Annotated in this window: 15 protein-coding genes, 1 tRNA gene and 3 pseudogenes; 17 read left to right on the top strand and 2 right to left on the bottom strand. The window is 70.5% G+C overall.

Features of this window, described 5'->3' with window-relative positions; genetic code table 11:
• The 7 genes and pseudogenes from ACZ4YY_RS17345 to ACZ4YY_RS17315 form a co-directional block, all read left to right on the top strand.
• A partial coding sequence (locus ACZ4YY_RS17345; protein WP_468290212.1) for a sigma factor-like helix-turn-helix DNA-binding protein occupies nucleotides 1-120 on the top strand: 120 nt, incomplete at its 5' end.
• Nucleotides 117-935 carry a zf-HC2 domain-containing protein gene (locus ACZ4YY_RS17340; protein ID WP_468290174.1) on the top strand — a complete coding sequence of 273 codons (819 nt, stop codon included), beginning with the start codon at nucleotides 117-119 and terminating at the stop codon, nucleotides 933-935. The genes ACZ4YY_RS17345 and ACZ4YY_RS17340, both read left to right, overlap by 4 nt.
• Nucleotides 932-1,765 carry an ABC transporter ATP-binding protein gene (locus tag ACZ4YY_RS17335; protein WP_468290172.1) on the top strand — a complete coding sequence of 278 codons (834 nt, stop codon included), beginning with the start codon at nucleotides 932-934 and terminating at the stop codon, nucleotides 1,763-1,765. The genes ACZ4YY_RS17340 and ACZ4YY_RS17335 overlap by 4 nt, the downstream gene beginning before the upstream one ends.
• Complete coding sequence (locus ACZ4YY_RS17330) at nucleotides 1,762-3,150, top strand: hypothetical protein (protein WP_468290169.1); 1,389 nt, start codon at nucleotides 1,762-1,764, stop codon at nucleotides 3,148-3,150. Before ACZ4YY_RS17335 ends, ACZ4YY_RS17330 begins: the two co-directional genes overlap by 4 nt.
• Nucleotides 3,147-3,713, top strand: coding sequence for a hypothetical protein (locus ACZ4YY_RS17325; protein WP_468290167.1), 567 nt, complete (start codon nucleotides 3,147-3,149; stop codon nucleotides 3,711-3,713). Before ACZ4YY_RS17330 ends, ACZ4YY_RS17325 begins: the two co-directional genes overlap by 4 nt.
• A 445-nt stretch (nucleotides 3,714-4,158) precedes the next feature.
• Nucleotides 4,159-4,267 (top strand): annotated as a pseudogene (locus tag ACZ4YY_RS17320) (IS110 family transposase); the annotation flags it as partial.
• 159 nt (nucleotides 4,268-4,426) lie between these two features.
• Nucleotides 4,427-6,349, top strand: a complete 1,923-nt coding sequence (locus tag ACZ4YY_RS17315; RefSeq protein ID WP_468290165.1) for a protein-arginine deiminase domain-containing protein — start codon at nucleotides 4,427-4,429, stop codon at nucleotides 6,347-6,349.
• Nucleotides 6,350-6,549: 200 nt separating this feature from the next.
• Here ACZ4YY_RS17315 and ACZ4YY_RS17310 read toward each other — a convergent pair whose 3' ends face one another.
• Nucleotides 6,550-8,181: a glycosyltransferase family 39 protein gene (locus ACZ4YY_RS17310; protein WP_468290162.1), complete on the bottom strand. Its 1,632-nt coding sequence runs from the start codon at nucleotides 8,179-8,181 to the stop codon at nucleotides 6,550-6,552.
• 57 nt (nucleotides 8,182-8,238) lie between these two features.
• Here ACZ4YY_RS17310 and ACZ4YY_RS17305 point away from each other — a divergent pair, with 57 nt between their 5' ends.
• From ACZ4YY_RS17305 to ACZ4YY_RS17270, 8 genes and pseudogenes are all read left to right on the top strand, one after another.
• Nucleotides 8,239-8,694, top strand: a complete 456-nt coding sequence (locus ACZ4YY_RS17305; protein WP_468290159.1) for a GntR family transcriptional regulator — start codon at nucleotides 8,239-8,241, stop codon at nucleotides 8,692-8,694.
• On the top strand, nucleotides 8,691-9,602 hold the full coding sequence (locus tag ACZ4YY_RS17300; RefSeq protein ID WP_468290156.1) for an ABC transporter ATP-binding protein: 912 nt from the start codon (nucleotides 8,691-8,693) through the stop codon (nucleotides 9,600-9,602). Before ACZ4YY_RS17305 ends, ACZ4YY_RS17300 begins: the two co-directional genes overlap by 4 nt.
• On the top strand, nucleotides 9,599-10,570 hold the full coding sequence (locus ACZ4YY_RS17295; RefSeq protein WP_468290153.1) for a transporter: 972 nt from the start codon (nucleotides 9,599-9,601) through the stop codon (nucleotides 10,568-10,570). The genes ACZ4YY_RS17300 and ACZ4YY_RS17295 overlap by 4 nt, the downstream gene beginning before the upstream one ends.
• Nucleotides 10,571-10,688: 118 nt before the next feature.
• A complete protein-coding gene (locus tag ACZ4YY_RS17290; protein ID WP_468290151.1) occupies nucleotides 10,689-11,498 on the top strand; it encodes a class I SAM-dependent methyltransferase in 810 nt (269 codons plus the stop codon).
• Nucleotides 11,499-11,569: 71 nt separating this feature from the next.
• The gene (locus tag ACZ4YY_RS17285; RefSeq protein ID WP_468290149.1) at nucleotides 11,570-12,190 is read left to right on the top strand and encodes an RNA polymerase sigma factor; all 621 of its coding nucleotides are present in this window, start codon (nucleotides 11,570-11,572) and stop codon (nucleotides 12,188-12,190) included.
• A complete protein-coding gene (locus tag ACZ4YY_RS17280) occupies nucleotides 12,187-13,248 on the top strand; it encodes a CU044_5270 family protein (RefSeq protein WP_468290147.1) in 1,062 nt (353 codons plus the stop codon). Before ACZ4YY_RS17285 ends, ACZ4YY_RS17280 begins: the two co-directional genes overlap by 4 nt.
• 74 nt (nucleotides 13,249-13,322) lie before the next feature.
• Nucleotides 13,323-13,523: pseudogene (locus ACZ4YY_RS17275) on the top strand (MerR family transcriptional regulator); the annotation flags it as partial.
• Nucleotides 13,429-14,241, top strand: a pseudogene (locus ACZ4YY_RS17270) (tyrosine-type recombinase/integrase); the annotation flags it as partial. The pseudogenes ACZ4YY_RS17275 and ACZ4YY_RS17270, both read left to right, overlap by 95 nt.
• Nucleotides 14,242-14,290: 49 nt before the next feature.
• Here the strand turns inward: ACZ4YY_RS17270 and ACZ4YY_RS17265 are convergent.
• Nucleotides 14,291-14,364: transfer RNA gene (locus tag ACZ4YY_RS17265), tRNA-Gly, on the bottom strand.
• A gap of 519 nt (nucleotides 14,365-14,883) precedes the next feature.
• Between ACZ4YY_RS17265 and dcd the strand changes: the two genes are divergently transcribed.
• The gene (gene dcd, locus ACZ4YY_RS17260; RefSeq protein WP_468290145.1) at nucleotides 14,884-15,459 is read left to right on the top strand and encodes a dCTP deaminase; all 576 of its coding nucleotides are present in this window, start codon (nucleotides 14,884-14,886) and stop codon (nucleotides 15,457-15,459) included.
• A gap of 8 nt (nucleotides 15,460-15,467) precedes the next feature.
• Nucleotides 15,468-15,977 (top strand): phosphoribosyltransferase, encoded by a 510-nt coding sequence (locus ACZ4YY_RS17255; protein WP_468290142.1) that lies wholly within the window; start codon nucleotides 15,468-15,470, stop codon nucleotides 15,975-15,977.
• Nucleotides 15,978-16,016: the final 39 nt, after the last annotated feature.

Genomic DNA, 16,016 nt, shown 5'->3' with positions numbered 1-16,016 from the left:
GCCATGGTGCTCGACGGGATGTCCGTCCGGGAGACCGCCGTACTGCTCGGGCTGCCCGAGGGCACGGTCAAGACCAGGGCCCGCCGGGCCAGGATTGCGATGCGGAAGGCGCTGGCATGAGCGTGGAACACGCGTCGATGCGGATCATCGACGGTTACGCGCGCGGCGGCACGGATCTCGCCGCCGACGAGGTGTGGGCGCTGGAAGCCCATTTGGAGGCGTGCGCGGTGTGCCGTGACCGGCTGTCGGCCGCCGTCGCGGCCGAGGCGCCCGATGTGGCGGCGCTGGTCGACACCGTGTGGTCCGGCCTCGAACCCCACCTGACCGCCCCCGCCGTGATGCCGCGCAGGCGGCGCTGGTCGGCGCGGCTGTCCATGTGGATGACGCCCTCGATGGTGCCGTGGCTGGCCATGGTCGCGAGCGTGACGCTGATCGCGCTGCTGCTGGACCTGGTCGGCCCCGGCTACGGCGAGGTGTCGCTGGTGCTGCTGCTCGCCCCGGTCCTGCCCGTGCTCGGCGTCGCGGCGTCGTGGTCCCGCGGCCTGGACCCGGCGTACGAGCTGACGGCCTCGGTGCCCAGGGCCGGGCTCTATCTGGTGCTGCGGCGCACCGCGTCGGTGCTCGTCGTGGTCGTCCCCGCGCTGCTGGTGGGCGGATGGGTGACGGGGGTGATGGTGGCCCAGTGGCTGCTGCCCTGTCTGGCCTTCACCGCCACGACCTTGGCGCTCGGCGGCGTCGTCGGTGTGACCCGTGCCGCCGTCGCGCTGACGACCGTGTGTGCCGCCGTCATCGTGGCGCCGACCCTTGCCACGAGCCGTACGACCTTCGCTCTGCAGACGGGCGGTCTGCCCGTGTGGGGGCTGGTCCTCGCGCTCGGCATCGGTGTCGTGATCACCCGCAGGGGCGCCTACTCCGTGCTGGGAGCCCATCAATGACCCCAGGAAAGGAACACCACATGAGGACCGCGGTAAGCGCGGCCGACATCGCACCGACGGCCTACGCCTGGCAGATCCAGGCCACAGGTCTGAGAGTCAGAGTCGGCAGGAACCGCATGGCCGTCGACGGGCTCGACCTGTCGCTCGGCACCGGCGTCCACGGCCTCCTCGGACCCAACGGGGCGGGCAAGACCACCCTCATCCGGGCGCTGGCCACCGTGCTGCGCCCCGCCGACGGCACCCTGGAGCTGCTCGGCGAGTCTGTGGGCGGCCTGGGCGAGCACCGTACGCTGCGCCGCCGGATCGGCTATCTGCCGCAGGAGTTCGGCTACTACAAGCGCTTCACGGTGCGCGAGTTCGTCGAGTACATGGCCTGGCTGAAGGAGGTCCCCAAGGCGGACATCCCCGCGGCGGTGCAACGCGCCGTGGAGCGGGTCGGCCTGGCGGACCGCGCCGACGAGAAGATGAAGGCACTGTCGGGCGGCATGGTGCGGCGGGTCGGCATCGCCCAGGCCATCGTCAACGACCCGGCGATCCTGCTGCTGGACGAGCCGACGGTCGGCCTGGACCCGGCACAGCGGCTGCGGTTCCGCGAACTGCTGCAGGAGCTGGGCCAGGACACCTGCGTGCTCGTCTCGACCCATCTGGTGGAGGACGTCGCCGCCGCCTGCACCGACGTGGTGCTCTTCGCCGAGGGGCGGCTGGTCTTCCAGGGCGCTCCGGACGACCTGGCAGCGGCGGGCGGCCCCGAACACGTGGGCGACAGCCCGCTGGAGCGCGGCTATTCGGCCATGCTGCTCAACCCCAGGCAGGGAAGGGGCAGCTGGTGAACGGCCGCGTCCTGCGCATCGAGCTGAGGCGCTCCGTCGCCCCCTGGGCCGGTGCCGTGGTCCTGACGACCGCGCTTGCTTTCCTGTACCTGCTGAGCGGCCCCTGGTGGAAGGGCACTGCGATGTGGACGGCCCAATGGACGTCCATGGCGATGTGGACCCGCTCTCTGCTGATCTTCCTGTGGCCGCTCGCCGTGGGGCTCGGGGCACTCCAGGGGCTGCGCGACCACCGCTCCAATGTCTCCGAGCTGCTGACGAGCACACCGCGGCCCGCCTGGCACCGCGCGGCCACTCTGGCGGGCACAACGGCGATCACCCTGGTCTCGGCCTTCGTGCTCTTCGTCCTCCAGGGCGCGGTCCAGGTGTCGGCCGGCACCGGGTACACGCACCTCGGATGGCTGCCGATCTCGCTGGTGGCGGCACTCTCGCTGGTCGCGGGAGCCGTGCTGGGCATGGGGGTCGCCCGGGCACTGCCCTCCCCGCTCACCCCGCCGGCGCTGGCCGTGGGCGCCTTCCTGTTCACCATCCTGCTGCGGCAGGCGGCGGACTCGATGGAGTCGGCGGTGCCGACGGCCGCGGTGCCCAACCGGGTCTCGCTGTTGTCACCGGTGGTGGCAGACGTGCGCGAGGTGCTCCTCACCCTCTCGCCCTCCGTACATCTCGGGCAGACGCTCTGGCTGCTCGGCATGGCCGGGACGGGCTTCGCCCTGCTGGCCGCCGCGACCCGGCGCGCCCGGCTGCTCGCCCTGACGCCCGCCCTGGCGGGCGTGGCGCTCGCCCTGCTCGTCCTCCCCTCCGACCCGCGCCGGACGTACGTCGTCGACGAGGCCGCCGCGGCCATGGTGTGCGACGGCCCGGTGTGCGTGACGAGGGCGCACCAGGCACGACTCGACGACCTCGCGGGTCCCGGCCGAAAGGCGCTGGGCCTGCTGTACGACGCTCTGGGCAGCCAGGCACCGGTCTCGATCCGGGAGCGCACCGCCCTACGGGCGCAGATGGACACGCCGGAACGGCCCCGCGACGCCGTGCTCGTCGACTTCGGCGACGGGGCGATCGCCACCGCGAAGGGCGAGGAGCTGACCCGGGCCCTGGTCGCCCAGGGCATGGCGCCGGTGTGCTTCGCCCGCAGCGACACCGAGAGTGGCACGTCCGGAGAGATCGCCGCACAGAGCGTCGCGGCGGGCTGGGTCCTCGGGGACCTCAGGCCGCTCGGCGGCACCGTCCACTCCTCGCGTGACCAGCTCGAACTGGCCGACCCGGTGTGGAAGGAACTCAAGGCGCTGCCACGGTCCGAACAGGTCTCCCGGATCAGGGCCATGCACGCCGCCGCGGTGTCCTGCACGGGCTACCCGCTTGATGTGCTGGCCGGCGGTGCGTCCCGGTGAGGTGGCTGACGTTGTACGCGCGCTCGCGGCAGGTGCCCGCTTCGCTCGCCGCGGTGGTGACCGGCGCGGTGATGGTGTGGGCGCTTGCCCGGGACGGCAGCGGCGATCCGCGGCTGTCCGCGCTCGTCCTCGCCGCAGGGGCGACCGCGGCCTCGATCGGGCTCGGCGGACAGGACACCGCGCTGGACCGGACGGCCGCGATCCGCTGGGTGTTCCGCAGGGCGGCGCACGTGCTGCTCATCGGCACGGTCGTCGGCGCGGTGCTGCTGGCGGTGCAGACCATGGGCGAGGACCTGGCCGCCACCGCGTTCGTCGTCCGCGACAGCGCGGGGCTGATGGGGCTGGTCGCCGTGGGGGCGACGGTGTTCGGGGCGCAGTACGCGTGGACGCTGCCGATCTCCTGGCTGGCGTTCTCGCTCTTCGCCCCGCCCCCGACGGATACGCCGATGCAGGTGGCGACCTGGATGCTGCTGCCGCCCGGCACGACGGCGGGCACCTGGACGGCCCTCGTCCTCGCGGTCGCCGGCACCACGGCCTACGCCGTCGCGGGACCGCGACAGTAGCGGGTCCACGCAGCGGCGCGTGCCGTACCTCCACGAGGCCCTTCTGCCCTTTTACAAGGACTCCCTGATGCAGCAGACCGACCGCGACCACACCCCCTCGACACAGAAGTCCCCGGCATCACGCCCACGATTCCCGCGCTCTGCTGTGGTGTTGCCCGTGGCCTCGCTGGCACTGGCCGGGGCGCTCGCCGTCACGTTGGCCGGAGGTGAACACCGCTCCTGCCCGGCGACCGAAGCCGCCAGGGAGGACAGCGTGTCCGCCACGCTTGACCGTGTCGCTTCCGCGTTCAGGGCAACCGACGGGGAGCCGGTGCCGGACGGCCCCGCGGCCGCTTCGAAGGTGCGAGCCCACGGCTGCGGCCATCGGGACCGGAAGCCCGTCCTGACCGCCGACGGCATGATGCCTTCCCGCGAGCGCGGAGCGAGGTAGCTTCCAGCGGGCCCGGAGGACGGCATCGCCCACGTGTGTGGGGCCGCCCCAATTCCTGGCTTCTTCCGGCCGCACCCACCGCCACCGTCTCAACGGCGGCGGAGACCGCGCGGCCAACAACGCCGCGTCCTTTGGCCGTTGAACAACTCCGGCACGGACGTCACCACCGTCTCCCGCGCAACCTCCGTGCGCAGTTTGGCCTCTTACACCACACGAACGCCCACAAACCCACCTGAATCCGGACTGCCTGACCCGGGCTCATGAACGACAAGGACAACGCAGGTTGCGTAACACTCTTGCGATACGGACCGTCCTGGCCATCACCTTGGCGGGCGCGACACTGGTTCCCGCCATCCCTGCCTTCGCGGCGGAGCCGGCCGCCCCGGCGGACCTGCGCGCGGATGTCAACCGCGACGGCCGCGTGGACGTCACCGGCGGCACCGACAAGGCGGGTGAGAACGGCTGGACCACGGGGCGGGGAGCGGTCTTCCTCCCCAACATCGACGACGACACCAAGCGGTGCAAGTCCACCGGCCCCGACGGCAAGCCGCTGTCCGACGCCAAGCTGGCCAAGTGCAACGACGCCGCCGACACCAAGGTCAACGGCACAGCAGACGCCGCCGACCTGGCCCGGCTGCGCACCGTACCGATGACCGGGCTGCGAAGCGGCGCCACCGGCACGGTCAAGGTCACCGGCACCGGCGCGAAGTACACCCGGCTCTACGTCAAGCGCTCCACCGGCTGGACCATCGTCAAGCCGACGACCAAGCTGTCCGCCGCCGAGCTGCGCGCCGGGGTCGAGCTCGGCATCGAGGGCACCGACGTCATACGCGACCGGGCGGTGTGGGACGGCACCGCGGTCGTGGAACTGAAGGTCAGGCCCGGTCGTGGCGCAAAGGCCACCACCGACCGCGTCACCCTGCACGCCGCCCCGCTGCTCACACACCACCACCTCCAGCAGACGCAGCAGGTCATGGTCATCGAGAAGCGCGGAGACCATCCGTACGACCGGGCCCAGAAGAAGTTCGTCAAGGCGCTCGAGACCCAGGTCGAGCGGGCGGGAATCGCCAAACCCCTGCTGAAGTTCCCCATGCACGAGTTGGACGAGGACATCTGGGTGCAGGACTTCCTGGAGCCGGGCTACGTGACCATGGCCGGCCCCGGCGGCAAGCCGCACGGCATGCGGGTCATGATCCGCTCGGCGCAGCCGTGGCGTGATGCTGGCCGCCTGGTGTTCGAAAAGCTGCGCGGACGCGACGTGGGCGCGGTGCAGGTCTCGCTGGGCCGTGGCGTCGAGGACTCGACCCTGGACTCCATGGGCAACCTGGAGACCATCCCCGCCTACGAGCACGGCGGCCGGTCCTACCCGGCCGGGCGCATCATCATGGGCGAGTACAAGGACACCGGCGTCAAGCCGGTCAAGGCGATGCGGACGCTGCTGGCGTCGCAGGGCATGCAGGACCCGCTGCTGCTGGACACCTCGTGGCTGGACGTCGGCCACGTGGACGAGTTCGTCCAGTTCCTGCCTGCCGACACCCCGCGCGGCTGGCGGCTCGCCATCGCCGACCCCGAGGCGGGCATGAAGCTGCTCAAGGACGCGAAGGCCGCGGGCTACGGAGCGACCAAGATGTTCTCGTTCAAGGGCGGCGAGTACACCTCCGCGCCGAAGGAGACCATCAACCAGGTGCTCGCCTCCGGCAAGCTCCGTGAGGACAACACCCTCGCCGCGCGGCGCATCGCCGCCAACCTGAAGATCCTCAAGCGGGAGACCGGCATCACCGACGCCGAGGTGGTCCGGGTGCCGGCGCTGTACTCGCGCCCCAACGACGAGGAGCAGGGCGACTTCGCGGGGACGCGGCGACTGACCCGGCTCGGCGCCTCGGCCGATGTGCCGGAGGCGGCGGGGGAGTACGGCAAGCGGGACCTGAGCGCGGCCGTCGACGAAACCCGGATGGTCAGTGCGTACATACCAGGCGCGGTCAACGGCGTGGTCCTCGGCAAGGACCGCTACCTCGCGCCGAAGCAGTGGGGGCCGGTGATCGGCGGCAAGGACATCTTCACCGAGGCGGTCAACGCCGCGTACCGCAAGGCGGGGATGCGGGTGTCCTACATCGACGACTACGAGACCTACCACCTGAGGATGGGCGAGGTGCACTGCGGCACGAACACGCTGCGGGACATCTCGGCGCCTTGGTGGAAGCGCTAGGCGCTCCGCTGGAAGGGCCGCGATTGTGCTGTCGTTTGTCTGCGGCGCCGTCGTGGCTGGTCGCTCCCCCACTCTCGGCTTCGCTCGAGCGGGGGGACCCCCATCGCGGCGGAGCCGCACATCGATGCAGCCCCGCGCCCCTTCAGGGCGCCCGTCGCACCGTCGGTGCGACGGGCGCGTCGCGGTACGCGCTGTCGCGGTCACACAGGAGACAGTGTGATCGCTGTCGCCGTGCCCAGCGCGCCGTCCGTGGGGATCGAGCGCACGGTGGTGTCGTGGTCGCCGATAAGGCGGGTCAGGGAGGCGTCGTCGGGTTGTAGGCGGCCGTGTTCGAAGAGGACCAGGGTCACGGGGGTTCCGGGGGGCGGGGTCATGCGGTGGTACTGGGCGTAGGTGACCGCGTCGCAGCCTGAGTACCAGCCCATCTCCGGTTCGTAGCCGGTGACCAGGAGGCAGGGGCCGTCTGACGCGAGCTGCTCGGCGACCGGGACGGTGGAGCGGCTGAGGCGGTCGGGGCCGGGCATGGCTCCGTGGGCCACGACGTGGGCCGTACCGGCGGTGGTCAGGCCGGCCAGTGCGGCGACAGCGGAGAGCACGCCCCTGTTCCAGTGCCCGGTCTGCTCCGTGACGGCCTCGACTCCCAGCACGGTGAGCAGGATGACGGGGAGGTAGACGAACCGCGGTTCGCCGTCCGTCGCCAGACCGAGGACGACGAAGACGAGGACGGACGTCGAGCCCAGGAACACCCGGCGTGTGGCGCGCGCCCCTCCGTCTCCGCCGCGCAGGGCGTGCACCGCCAGGAGCACTCCGCCGGTCATCACCACCGCTCCCAGGTCTCCGGCCAGGCGGTAAGGGAAGATCGCGAGGTAGTAGGCGAGGCCGTCGCCCACGTAGACGCGGTTGGCCTGGGAGCCGGCCCACAGAATCAGGCCGAGCGGTGATCCGGTGACCTGCGTCGCGTGGACGAAGTGCGGCAGCAGGCCGAGGAGGAAGACGGCCAGCGCGGCGGCGAGGCGGCGGCCCTGGGCGAGCCAGGCGCGCGGACCGTAGGCGAACAGGGCGGCCAGGGATATCGCCAGGAGGTTGCCCGCGCTGCCGTAGCGCAGGTAGAAGGCCATCACCGCCACGGCGGCCGCTGCGGGCAGGGCGCGGGAGTGGCGTACTTCCTGGGCGCGGGTGAGGAGGAAGACGACGACCAGCAGCAGGCCGGTGGTGCCTATGTCGTTGAGGAACTCCGGTACGCGGCGCAGGAATCCGAGACCGGAGAGCAGGAGCAGGACGACTACTGCGGCGCGGCGGGGTGTGGTCCAGCGGGCCGCGACGAGGTAGGTCGCGGTGAGGGTGAAGAGGGTGAGCAGGAGGGCCGTCGCGCGCAGGCTGCCCACGTCGTCGTGGACCGCGAGTGCGATGCGCCCCAGCGCCGGGAGGCCGGGGGGACGGTAGCTGCCCCAGCCGGCGTCGGGGGTGCCGTCGGTCCAGGAGCGGGCCTTGTTGGCGTACACGGCCTCCTCGTGTCCCAGGTACGGCTCGTGATCCTGGAGGGCGGCCCAGATTCCGGCCGCCAGGGCCAGCACGGTCGCGAGGTATGCCGGGGCCGGTATGCGGCGCAGCACGCCTATGGCCCGTATCAGTGGCCGGGGCAGGTCCGCCTGCCACCACCGGGAGCGGGCGAGCCACCAGGCGGGGGCCGCGCCCAGCAGGAAGGGCCAGGGCTGCCTGCCGGGCAGCAGGCCGCCCAGGCCGACGAGCAGCAGGAGTTGCTGGGCCACCGCGGCGAGGGTCAGTGCGACAGCGACGACCAGGGCCGCTCGGGTAGTGCTCCTGGTTGACATCCCTGTCACGCCTCCATCATGCTTGTATTAATTCATTAATGGAAGCACACTGTGATCGTGGAAGGTGACGTGGTCGAGTACCGGATCGACCGTGCCAGCGGCGTACCGGCCTACGTGCAGATCGTCGAGCAGACCGAACGGGCGCTGCGGATGGGCACGTTGAAGGTCGGGGACAAGCTGCCCACGGCCAGGGAGGTGGTGGCGGCGACCGCCATCAACCCCAACACCGTGCTCCGGGCATACCGCGACATGGAGCAGGCCGGCCTGGTCGAACTGCGCCGCGGGCTCGGGACGTTCGTAACGCGATCGCTCGCGCGGCCCGGCGCCGAGGACGACTCCCCCCTGCGCGCGGAACTCACCGACTGGACGGCCCGCGCGCGGGCGGCGGGACTCGAACGGGCCGACATCCTCGCCCTGGTCACCGCCACCCTCGACGCCCACGACAATCGCCACGACAACGAGCAACACAGCCACTCCCCGCGCGATCGGGAGCGGCAAGAGGAGGACGCATGACCGGGCCTGACGCGCCGGCCGCGCTGCGCGCCACGGGACTCGGATTCCGGTACCGGGCGCGAGGTGGCTGGACCCTGCGGGACTGCGAGTTCACCGTGCCCAGCGGCCGCATCACCGCCCTCGTCGGACGCAACGGCGCCGGCAAGAGCACTCTGCTGCACCTGGCCGGCGGCCTGCTGCGGGCCGACTCCGGGGAGATACGCGTGCTGGACGCCGTACCGGATACGGCCGAGGCCCGTGCCCGGGTCGCCCTGCTCACCCAGGACAAGCCGCTCTACCCCCGCTTCACCGTGGCGGACACTCTGCGGATGGGCGGGAAGCTGAACTCCTCCTGGGACCAGGGGGCAGCTGAGCGGACCGTCCGCGAGGGCGACATCCCGCTCACCGCCCGTGTCGGCGAGCTCTCTCCCGGTCAGCGCACGCGCGTCGCGCTCGCCCTGGCGCTCGGCAAGCGGCCCGAACTGCTGCTGCTCGACGAGCCGATGGCCGACCTCGACCCCGTGGCGCGGGGCAAGATCATGGCGGCGCTGATGGCCGAGGCCGCCGAGCGCGGCACGAGCATCGTGCTGTCCTCGCACGTCCTGCCCGAACTGGAGCAGACCTGCGACTGGGTGCTGCTGCTGCGGGACGGCCGCGTCGAGCTGAGCGAGGACGCCGAGGTGCTGCGCGAAAGCCACGCCGTGGTGACCGGACATGCCGACCAGGCGGACATCCTGGCCGGACGGCACACCGTCGTGCACCGCCGGTCCAGTGGCAGACAGATGACCGCCCTGATACGGCAGCGTGGACCGGTGAGCGGTGACTGGCACGTCGAGCGGCCCAGGCTGGAGGACATCCTGGTCGGCCACCTCCAGGCCGGTGACCTGGAGCACCCCGCCTGCGCCGAGCGGACGGGGGCGGCGGCGTGAAAGGCTCCCTCTGGAACGGCTCCTTCTGGCTCGCGTGGCGTCAGCAGCGGGTGCTCGTCGGTATCGGCGCGGCCGTCCTGGTCGCCGCCGCGGCGATCGCCGCGTACTCCCGCTCGGGCATGCTGGACGACCTGCGCAGCGGACTGTTCGACCACTGCGATCCCGGGCCGCTGTACTGCATCGGATCCGAGACCGACCTGCCCCTGCTGCTGGACATCGAGCCACTGAAGTACCTCGGGGCGCTGAACATCGTCCTGCCCGTCGTGATCGGCGTGTTCTGGGGCGCCCCGCTGCTGGGCCGTGACCGGGAACTGGGCACCCACCGCATGATCCTCGCCCAGGGCGTCAGCCGCGACCAGTGGTTCGCCTCGCGGTTCGCCCTCGCCGCGGTGACCACGGTGGCCCTCTCCGGCCTGCTCGCGGGGGTGTTCGCGTGGTGGTGGCGACCGGCCGCCGACCGCAGCTACGGCCTGTTCTGGTACGAGAACACCGCCTTGAGCGGCTCGGGCCCACGGGTCGTCGCCGCCGCCCTGTTCGGCCTGGCGGCCGGCACACTGCTGGGTCTGCTGGCCCGCCGGGTCCTGGAGGCCATGGGCCTGACCCTCCTGGTGACCGGGGCGATGACGTATCTGCTGGAGTGGACGCACAAGACCCGCCTGCTGGTCCCGCCGCACACCTACACCAGCGCCGGCAGTATCCCCAAGCCGCCCATGGGCGAGAAATGGTCGGCCGGCCACTACGGCCTGATCACGGCCTCCGGCCGCCGCGACGACGTGATGAACTGCCCCTTCCCGTCCGGCGCCCAGCTCAGGGAGTGCATGGACCGGCACGGGTATGTCGCCCGCTTCTACGAGGCAAACCCGGCCGGCGACTACTGGACCTTCCAGTGGACCGACACCGCCATCCTCGGCGGCCTCGCCGTCCTGCTCACGGCCGTCACCGTGCTGGTCCTGCGCCGCCGAGTCTGACCGCGCGACACCACAGCGTCTTTCCTTCCCTTCATCCCCTCACCGGGCCCCCGGTTCCTTTCCCGAGCCCCTTGTCCGGGTCCCGGTCCCCTTATGTACGTACGGAGATCGCTTCACCATGCCCGCCGACGCCAAGTCGCCCAAGAAACTGCGCAACAACCGAGCCGCCCTCACCCACAAGGTGCGCTACGCCCTGACCCGTCCCGGCCGTGTCACCCCGTACCTCCGCCGGGCCGGCCGGGACGCCTGGCTGCGTCTGAAGCACCCCGACCACGTCGGCTACTACCGGGCCGTGATGGCCTCCGACACCCGCCGCAACCCGGAGGCCGCGGTCGGCAGCCAGACCCACGAACGCTGGCTGGCGCTCGGGCAGATGCAGTTCGACTACCTCATCGAGCACGGGCTGCGCCCCGAACACCGCATGCTCGACATCGGCTGCGGCAACCTGCGCGGCGGCTGGCGCTTCATCAGCCACCTCGACACCGGCAACTACTACGGCATCGACATCTCGCCCGACATCCTGATCGCCGCCAAGAAGACCCTTGCCGAGCGTCGCCTCCAGGACAAGCTGCCGCACCTGACCATCACCGGCGACCTCACCCTGGACTTCCTGCCCAGCGACCACTTCGACGTCATCCACGCGCACAGCGTCTTCTCCCACTCGCCGCTGGACGTCATCGACGAATGCCTCGCCCACGCCGGCCGCGTACTGACCGACACCGGGTTCTTCGACTTCACCTTCGACCGTACCGAGGGCACCGAACACCAGGTGCTGCGCGAGGACTTCTACTACCGCACCGAGACCCTCCTCGCCCTGGCTCGCAAGCACGGCCTGCACGCGCGCTTCATGGAGGACTGGGAGGAGCGCCCGCACGGCCAGTCGAAGATACGCGTCAGCCGCACACCCCAGGCAGGCGCGGCGGCGTAACGCAGGCCACAGGAACTCGGTCCGGTCTGCGGAGAGTAACGAGTGTGAGGCAAACGGAACGAGAAGAGTCAGTGCGTGCACGCATACGGGCAGGGGACCGTGCGGCGTTCGCCGACCTGTACGACCAGTACGCGCGGGCGGTCTACAACCATGCCCTGCGGCTGACCGGCAACTGGTCGGAGGCCGAGGAGGCCATGTCCGAGACCTTCCTCGCCGCCTGGCGTACCCGGGAGACGGTGGAGCCGGAGGATGGTTCGCTCAAGCCCTGGCTGCTCGGCATCGCCACGCACAAGGCGCACAACATCAACCGTGGTCTGCGCCGACGGCTCGCCTTCCTGGCGCGCAGCCCGCAGCCACGACCCGTCGAGGACTTCGCGGACGAGACGGCCGGCCGGATCGATGACGCCCGCCGTCTCGCGGTGGTCCACGCGGCGCTGGGCCAGTTGCGCCGCCAGGACCGGGAGGTGTTCGCCCTGTGCGTATCGGCAGGGCTGGACTACCAGCAGGCCGCCGAGGCACTCGGCATCCCGGTCGGCACCGTGCGGTCGCGGCTGTCGCGTGCCCGGGCGCGGCTGGCCCGGCTCAGCTCCGGTCAACTCGACGGCGTGAAGCCGGAACCGCGGGGCGCTCGCGGAGAGATGGAGAGTGAGGCCGCATTCACGGCCATGTTTCTGCAGGAGGAAACCGGATGAACACCAACAACCCGCCGAGCGCCGGTTCCGCCCGGAGTGAGGCCGAGGAGTTGCTGTCGGCTCCGGCCGAATGGGACCTCCCGCCGAGCAGGCACCTCCACTTCAAGGATGTTCTGATGCAGCAGATCGACCGCGACCGCACCACCCCCTCCACGCAGGCGTCCCCGGCCTCCCGCCGTCGACTGCCGCGTCGCATGGTGCTGTTGCCCGTCGCGACGATGGCACTGGCCGGGGCGCTGGTCGCCACGTACTCCGCCGCTGACCGCACCTCCGCCCCGACGACCGCAGCCGCCCCCGAGGCCGCCAGGCCCAACAGCGCCTCCGCCACACTCGACCGGATCGCCCTCGCGGCCGCGGAAACTGACGCGACGCAGGTCAGGGACGGGCAGTTCGTGTACGTCAGCAGCCTGGTCCGCGAGAACCGGGGCACCATCGACGGCCCCGTTCGGCTCGGCCCCGTGCACGAGCGCGAGATCTGGCGGTCGCAGGAGCCCGGCCCGATCACCGCAACCGGCTGGCTGCGCGAATCCGGAAAGGGCGCCATCATGCCCGGTCAGGTGATCCCCATCGAGTCCACCGATGCCGTCCCGGCGGGCATCGACCACCCCACGTACAAGTGGCTGGCCTCGCTGCCCACCGACCCCGACGCGCTGCTCGAACTGCTCTACGCCCAGACCAGGGTGGACGAGCGCGAGACGAAGGAACAGGCCGTATTCTCCAAGATCGGCGAGCTGGTGAGTGAAACGATCTTGCCGCCGGAGAACGCCGCCGCTCTCTACAAGGCAGCCGCGAAGATCCCTGACGTCAAGGAGATCCCCGACGCCGTCGACGCCGCCGGCCGTCACGGCATCGCCATCACACGCGAAGACACCTCGTTCGGGACGCGTGACGAATGGATCTTCGACAAGAAGACTTTCACCTTCCTCGGCGCACGCTCGTACATCGCCAAGGACGAGGCCAGGGGCATCACTTCCGAAACCCTGAACGGGACCAGCGCCATCATGCAGCGCACGGTCGTCGACCAGCACGGCGAGGCACCCGCCACGGCCGACAACTGACCTGCGCGCACTCGTGCTTCCGCCAGCCGGTGGGAGCCGCCGGTCGGCGGAGGTTGCGCATGGACGATCGTGGCCGCCTGATCGCCGAGCGCCGCATCCGCTACGTGAAGCTCGGCCGCCCCGTATGTATCCCCGAGAGCGCGATCACCGAGTACGTCGAGGCGCGCACCGTTGCACGAATGGCGGGCCGACCGGCTCCGGGTGACCGGCGCCAAAACCATGACGGCGAAGGCATACCGCCTCCTCAAGGCCATCATGGAAACCGCTGTCGATGACGAGCTGATCCAGCGCAACCCGTGCAGGATCAAGGGCGCCGGTAAGAGAAGGCGGCCGAGCGGCGTATCGCCACCGTCGCCCAGGTCGACGCGCTCGCCGCAGCGGTTGGGATGCGGTGGCGGCTCATGGTCTACCTCGGCGCCTACGGCCCGATGCGGCCGGAAGAGCTGGCCGGCCTCCGCCGTCGGGACATCGACGTCGACATCTTGCGCGTACGTGTCCGCCTGGCTGAGCCGGAACGGATGAACGGGCGACGCCTCCAGAGCGGCACCAAGAGCGAGGCCGGTACCAGGACTGTGATTCTTCCCGCGTTCCTCCGCCGGGAGCTGCGCTGGCATCTCGAGTCGTATGCGGAGCCGGGGGCCGGACGGCCTGCTTTTCGTGGGGGAGAAGGGGGCTCCCTTCCGGCGCAGCACGTTCGGGCGGAAGTGGCGCAGGGCGTGGGAGATCGTCGGCATGCCTGAGGGCTTCCGGTTCTACGATCTCCGTCACACCGGCCACACCCTGTCCACCCGGTCCGGGGCCACACTGAAGGACACGATGGTCCGTGCGGGGCAGTCATCGGAGAAGGCAGCGCTGATCTACCAGCACTCTGACGACGAGCGACAGGAAGAGGTCGCCGCCGGCCTCGACGCCACGGTCCGCGCAGCGCGCGCTGCCGCAGCCAAGGCGGCACCCACCGAGCCTTCTGGCACGGATCTGGCACGCGGCAACTGATCACAACGGACAACAAAAAGGCCCGGGTCTCTGACCTGGGCCTTCGTCATGGAGCGGGTGACGAGAATCGAACTCGCGCTCTCAGCTTGGGAAGCTGATGTTCTACCATTAAACTACACCCGCGTAAGACACGGCCCGGTAAAACGGGCGCTGTCTGATCGCCCCGTCACTGTACCTCATCCCGGACCCCCGGCGCTGAAGCCGTGGGGTCCGAGCGTGTTCCGGGGGAGGGATCGGGCTGCGGGGGAACGGAGTTGGGGCGTACGGTGACGGGGTGGAAGAGGGCCCGGGCGGGGTCGGAGTGCCGCCTGGAGGGCCGTCCCGTTCGTCCCGTAATGTGGCCTTCGTCGTCACGGAATCCCAGTCGACGTGACGCGGCTCTTGGGGAAGGGACTTCAGGACTTGATGGAGCGCACCGTCGTCCGCTGTGCCGATGGGCACGTGTTCAGCACCGCCTCGTTCCCGATGCAGAAGGCCGAGCGGCTCGGTCCCGGGCGGCTCGTCCGGTGTCCTCGCTGTGCTCGGTTGCGCAGCGTGGTGCCTCTGAGCCTCGAGAGGCGGTAGGGGCACAGGGGCAGGCAGCCCGGCGCGCGGAGTCGTCCTGATGTGGGAGGCTCCGCGCGCCTTGCGTATCCTCGGGGCGTGCTTCTCTCAGACAAGGACATCCGGGCCGAGATCGACGCCGGGCGGGTGCGGATCGATCCCTACGACGAATCCATGGTGCAGCCGTCCAGCATCGACGTACGGCTGGACAGATACTTCCGGGTGTTCGAGAACCACCGGTACCCCCACATCGACCCCTCCGTCGAGCAGGCCGACCTGACGCGACTCGTGGAGCCGGAGGGGGACGAACCGTTCATCCTGCACCCCGGGGAGTTCGTCCTGGCCTCGACGTACGAGGTCATCACGCTGCCCGACGATCTCGCCTCGCGCCTGGAGGGCAAGAGCTCCCTCGGCCGGCTCGGGCTCGTCACGCACTCCACCGCCGGGTTCATCGACCCCGGCTTCTCCGGGCACGTGACCCTGGAGCTGTCCAACCTCGCCACGCTTCCCATCAAGCTCTGGCCGGGCATGAAGATCGGGCAGCTGTGCATGTTCCGGCTCAGCTCGCCGGCCGAGTACCCCTACGGCAGTGAGCGGTACGGGTCCCGGTACCAGGGGCAGCGCGGGCCCACGGCCTCCCGTTCCTTCCTCAACTTCCACCGGACGCAGGTGTGAGCGGCGGCATGGGCGACGCACGGGAGAACCTCACCTACGAACAGTTCGGCACCGCGGTGCGCGAGCTCGCGCAGACCATCGCCGACGACGGTTACGAGCCCGACATCGTGCTCTCCATCGCCCGGGGCGGCGTGTTCGTCGCCGGCGGACTCGCCTACGCCCTCGACTGCAAGAACATCCACCTGGTGAACGTCGAGTTCTACACCGGCGTGGGCACGACGCTCGAGATGCCCGTCATGCTCGCGCCCGTCCCGAACGTCATCGACTTCTCCGACAAGAGGGTCCTCATCACCGACGACGTCGCCGACACCGGCAAGACGCTCAAGCTGGTGCGCGACTTCTGCCTCGACACGGTCGCCGAGGTCCGCTCCGCCGTCATCTATGAGAAGTCCCACTCGCTCGTGAAGTGCGAGTACGTGTGGAAGCGGACCGACGAGTGGATCAACTTCCCGTGGAGTGTCCTGCCGGTGGTGCGTAAGTCGGGGGAGCCGGTCACCCCGTCCAGGGAAGCCATCTGACCTGAGGGTTCCTGCGGGCGCTCCGCTCCGTGTGAGGCC

It is taken from the genome of Streptomyces sp. NPDC030143 (genome assembly GCF_055573695.1).
Note: the sequence above shows the minus strand (reverse complement) of the source record. Positions and strands in the feature narration are given on the sequence as shown.

What these genes read in the sequence shown, in the direction of transcription:
- ACZ4YY_RS17300 (WP_468290156.1), top strand. Translation starts at nt 8,691, where the DNA reads ATGACCGGGCCTGACGCGCCGGCCGCGCTGCGCGCCACGGGACTCGGA.
- ACZ4YY_RS17340 (WP_468290174.1), top strand. Translation starts at nt 117, where the DNA reads ATGAGCGTGGAACACGCGTCGATGCGGATCATCGACGGTTACGCGCGC.
- ACZ4YY_RS17335 (WP_468290172.1), top strand. Translation starts at nt 932, where the DNA reads ATGACCCCAGGAAAGGAACACCACATGAGGACCGCGGTAAGCGCGGCC.
- ACZ4YY_RS17310 (WP_468290162.1), bottom strand. Translation starts at nt 8,181, where the DNA reads ATGTCAACCAGGAGCACTACCCGAGCGGCCCTGGTCGTCGCTGTCGCA.
- ACZ4YY_RS17255 (WP_468290142.1), top strand. Translation starts at nt 15,468, where the DNA reads ATGGGCGACGCACGGGAGAACCTCACCTACGAACAGTTCGGCACCGCG.
- ACZ4YY_RS17280 (WP_468290147.1), top strand. Translation starts at nt 12,187, where the DNA reads ATGAACACCAACAACCCGCCGAGCGCCGGTTCCGCCCGGAGTGAGGCC.
- ACZ4YY_RS17290 (WP_468290151.1), top strand. Translation starts at nt 10,689, where the DNA reads ATGCCCGCCGACGCCAAGTCGCCCAAGAAACTGCGCAACAACCGAGCC.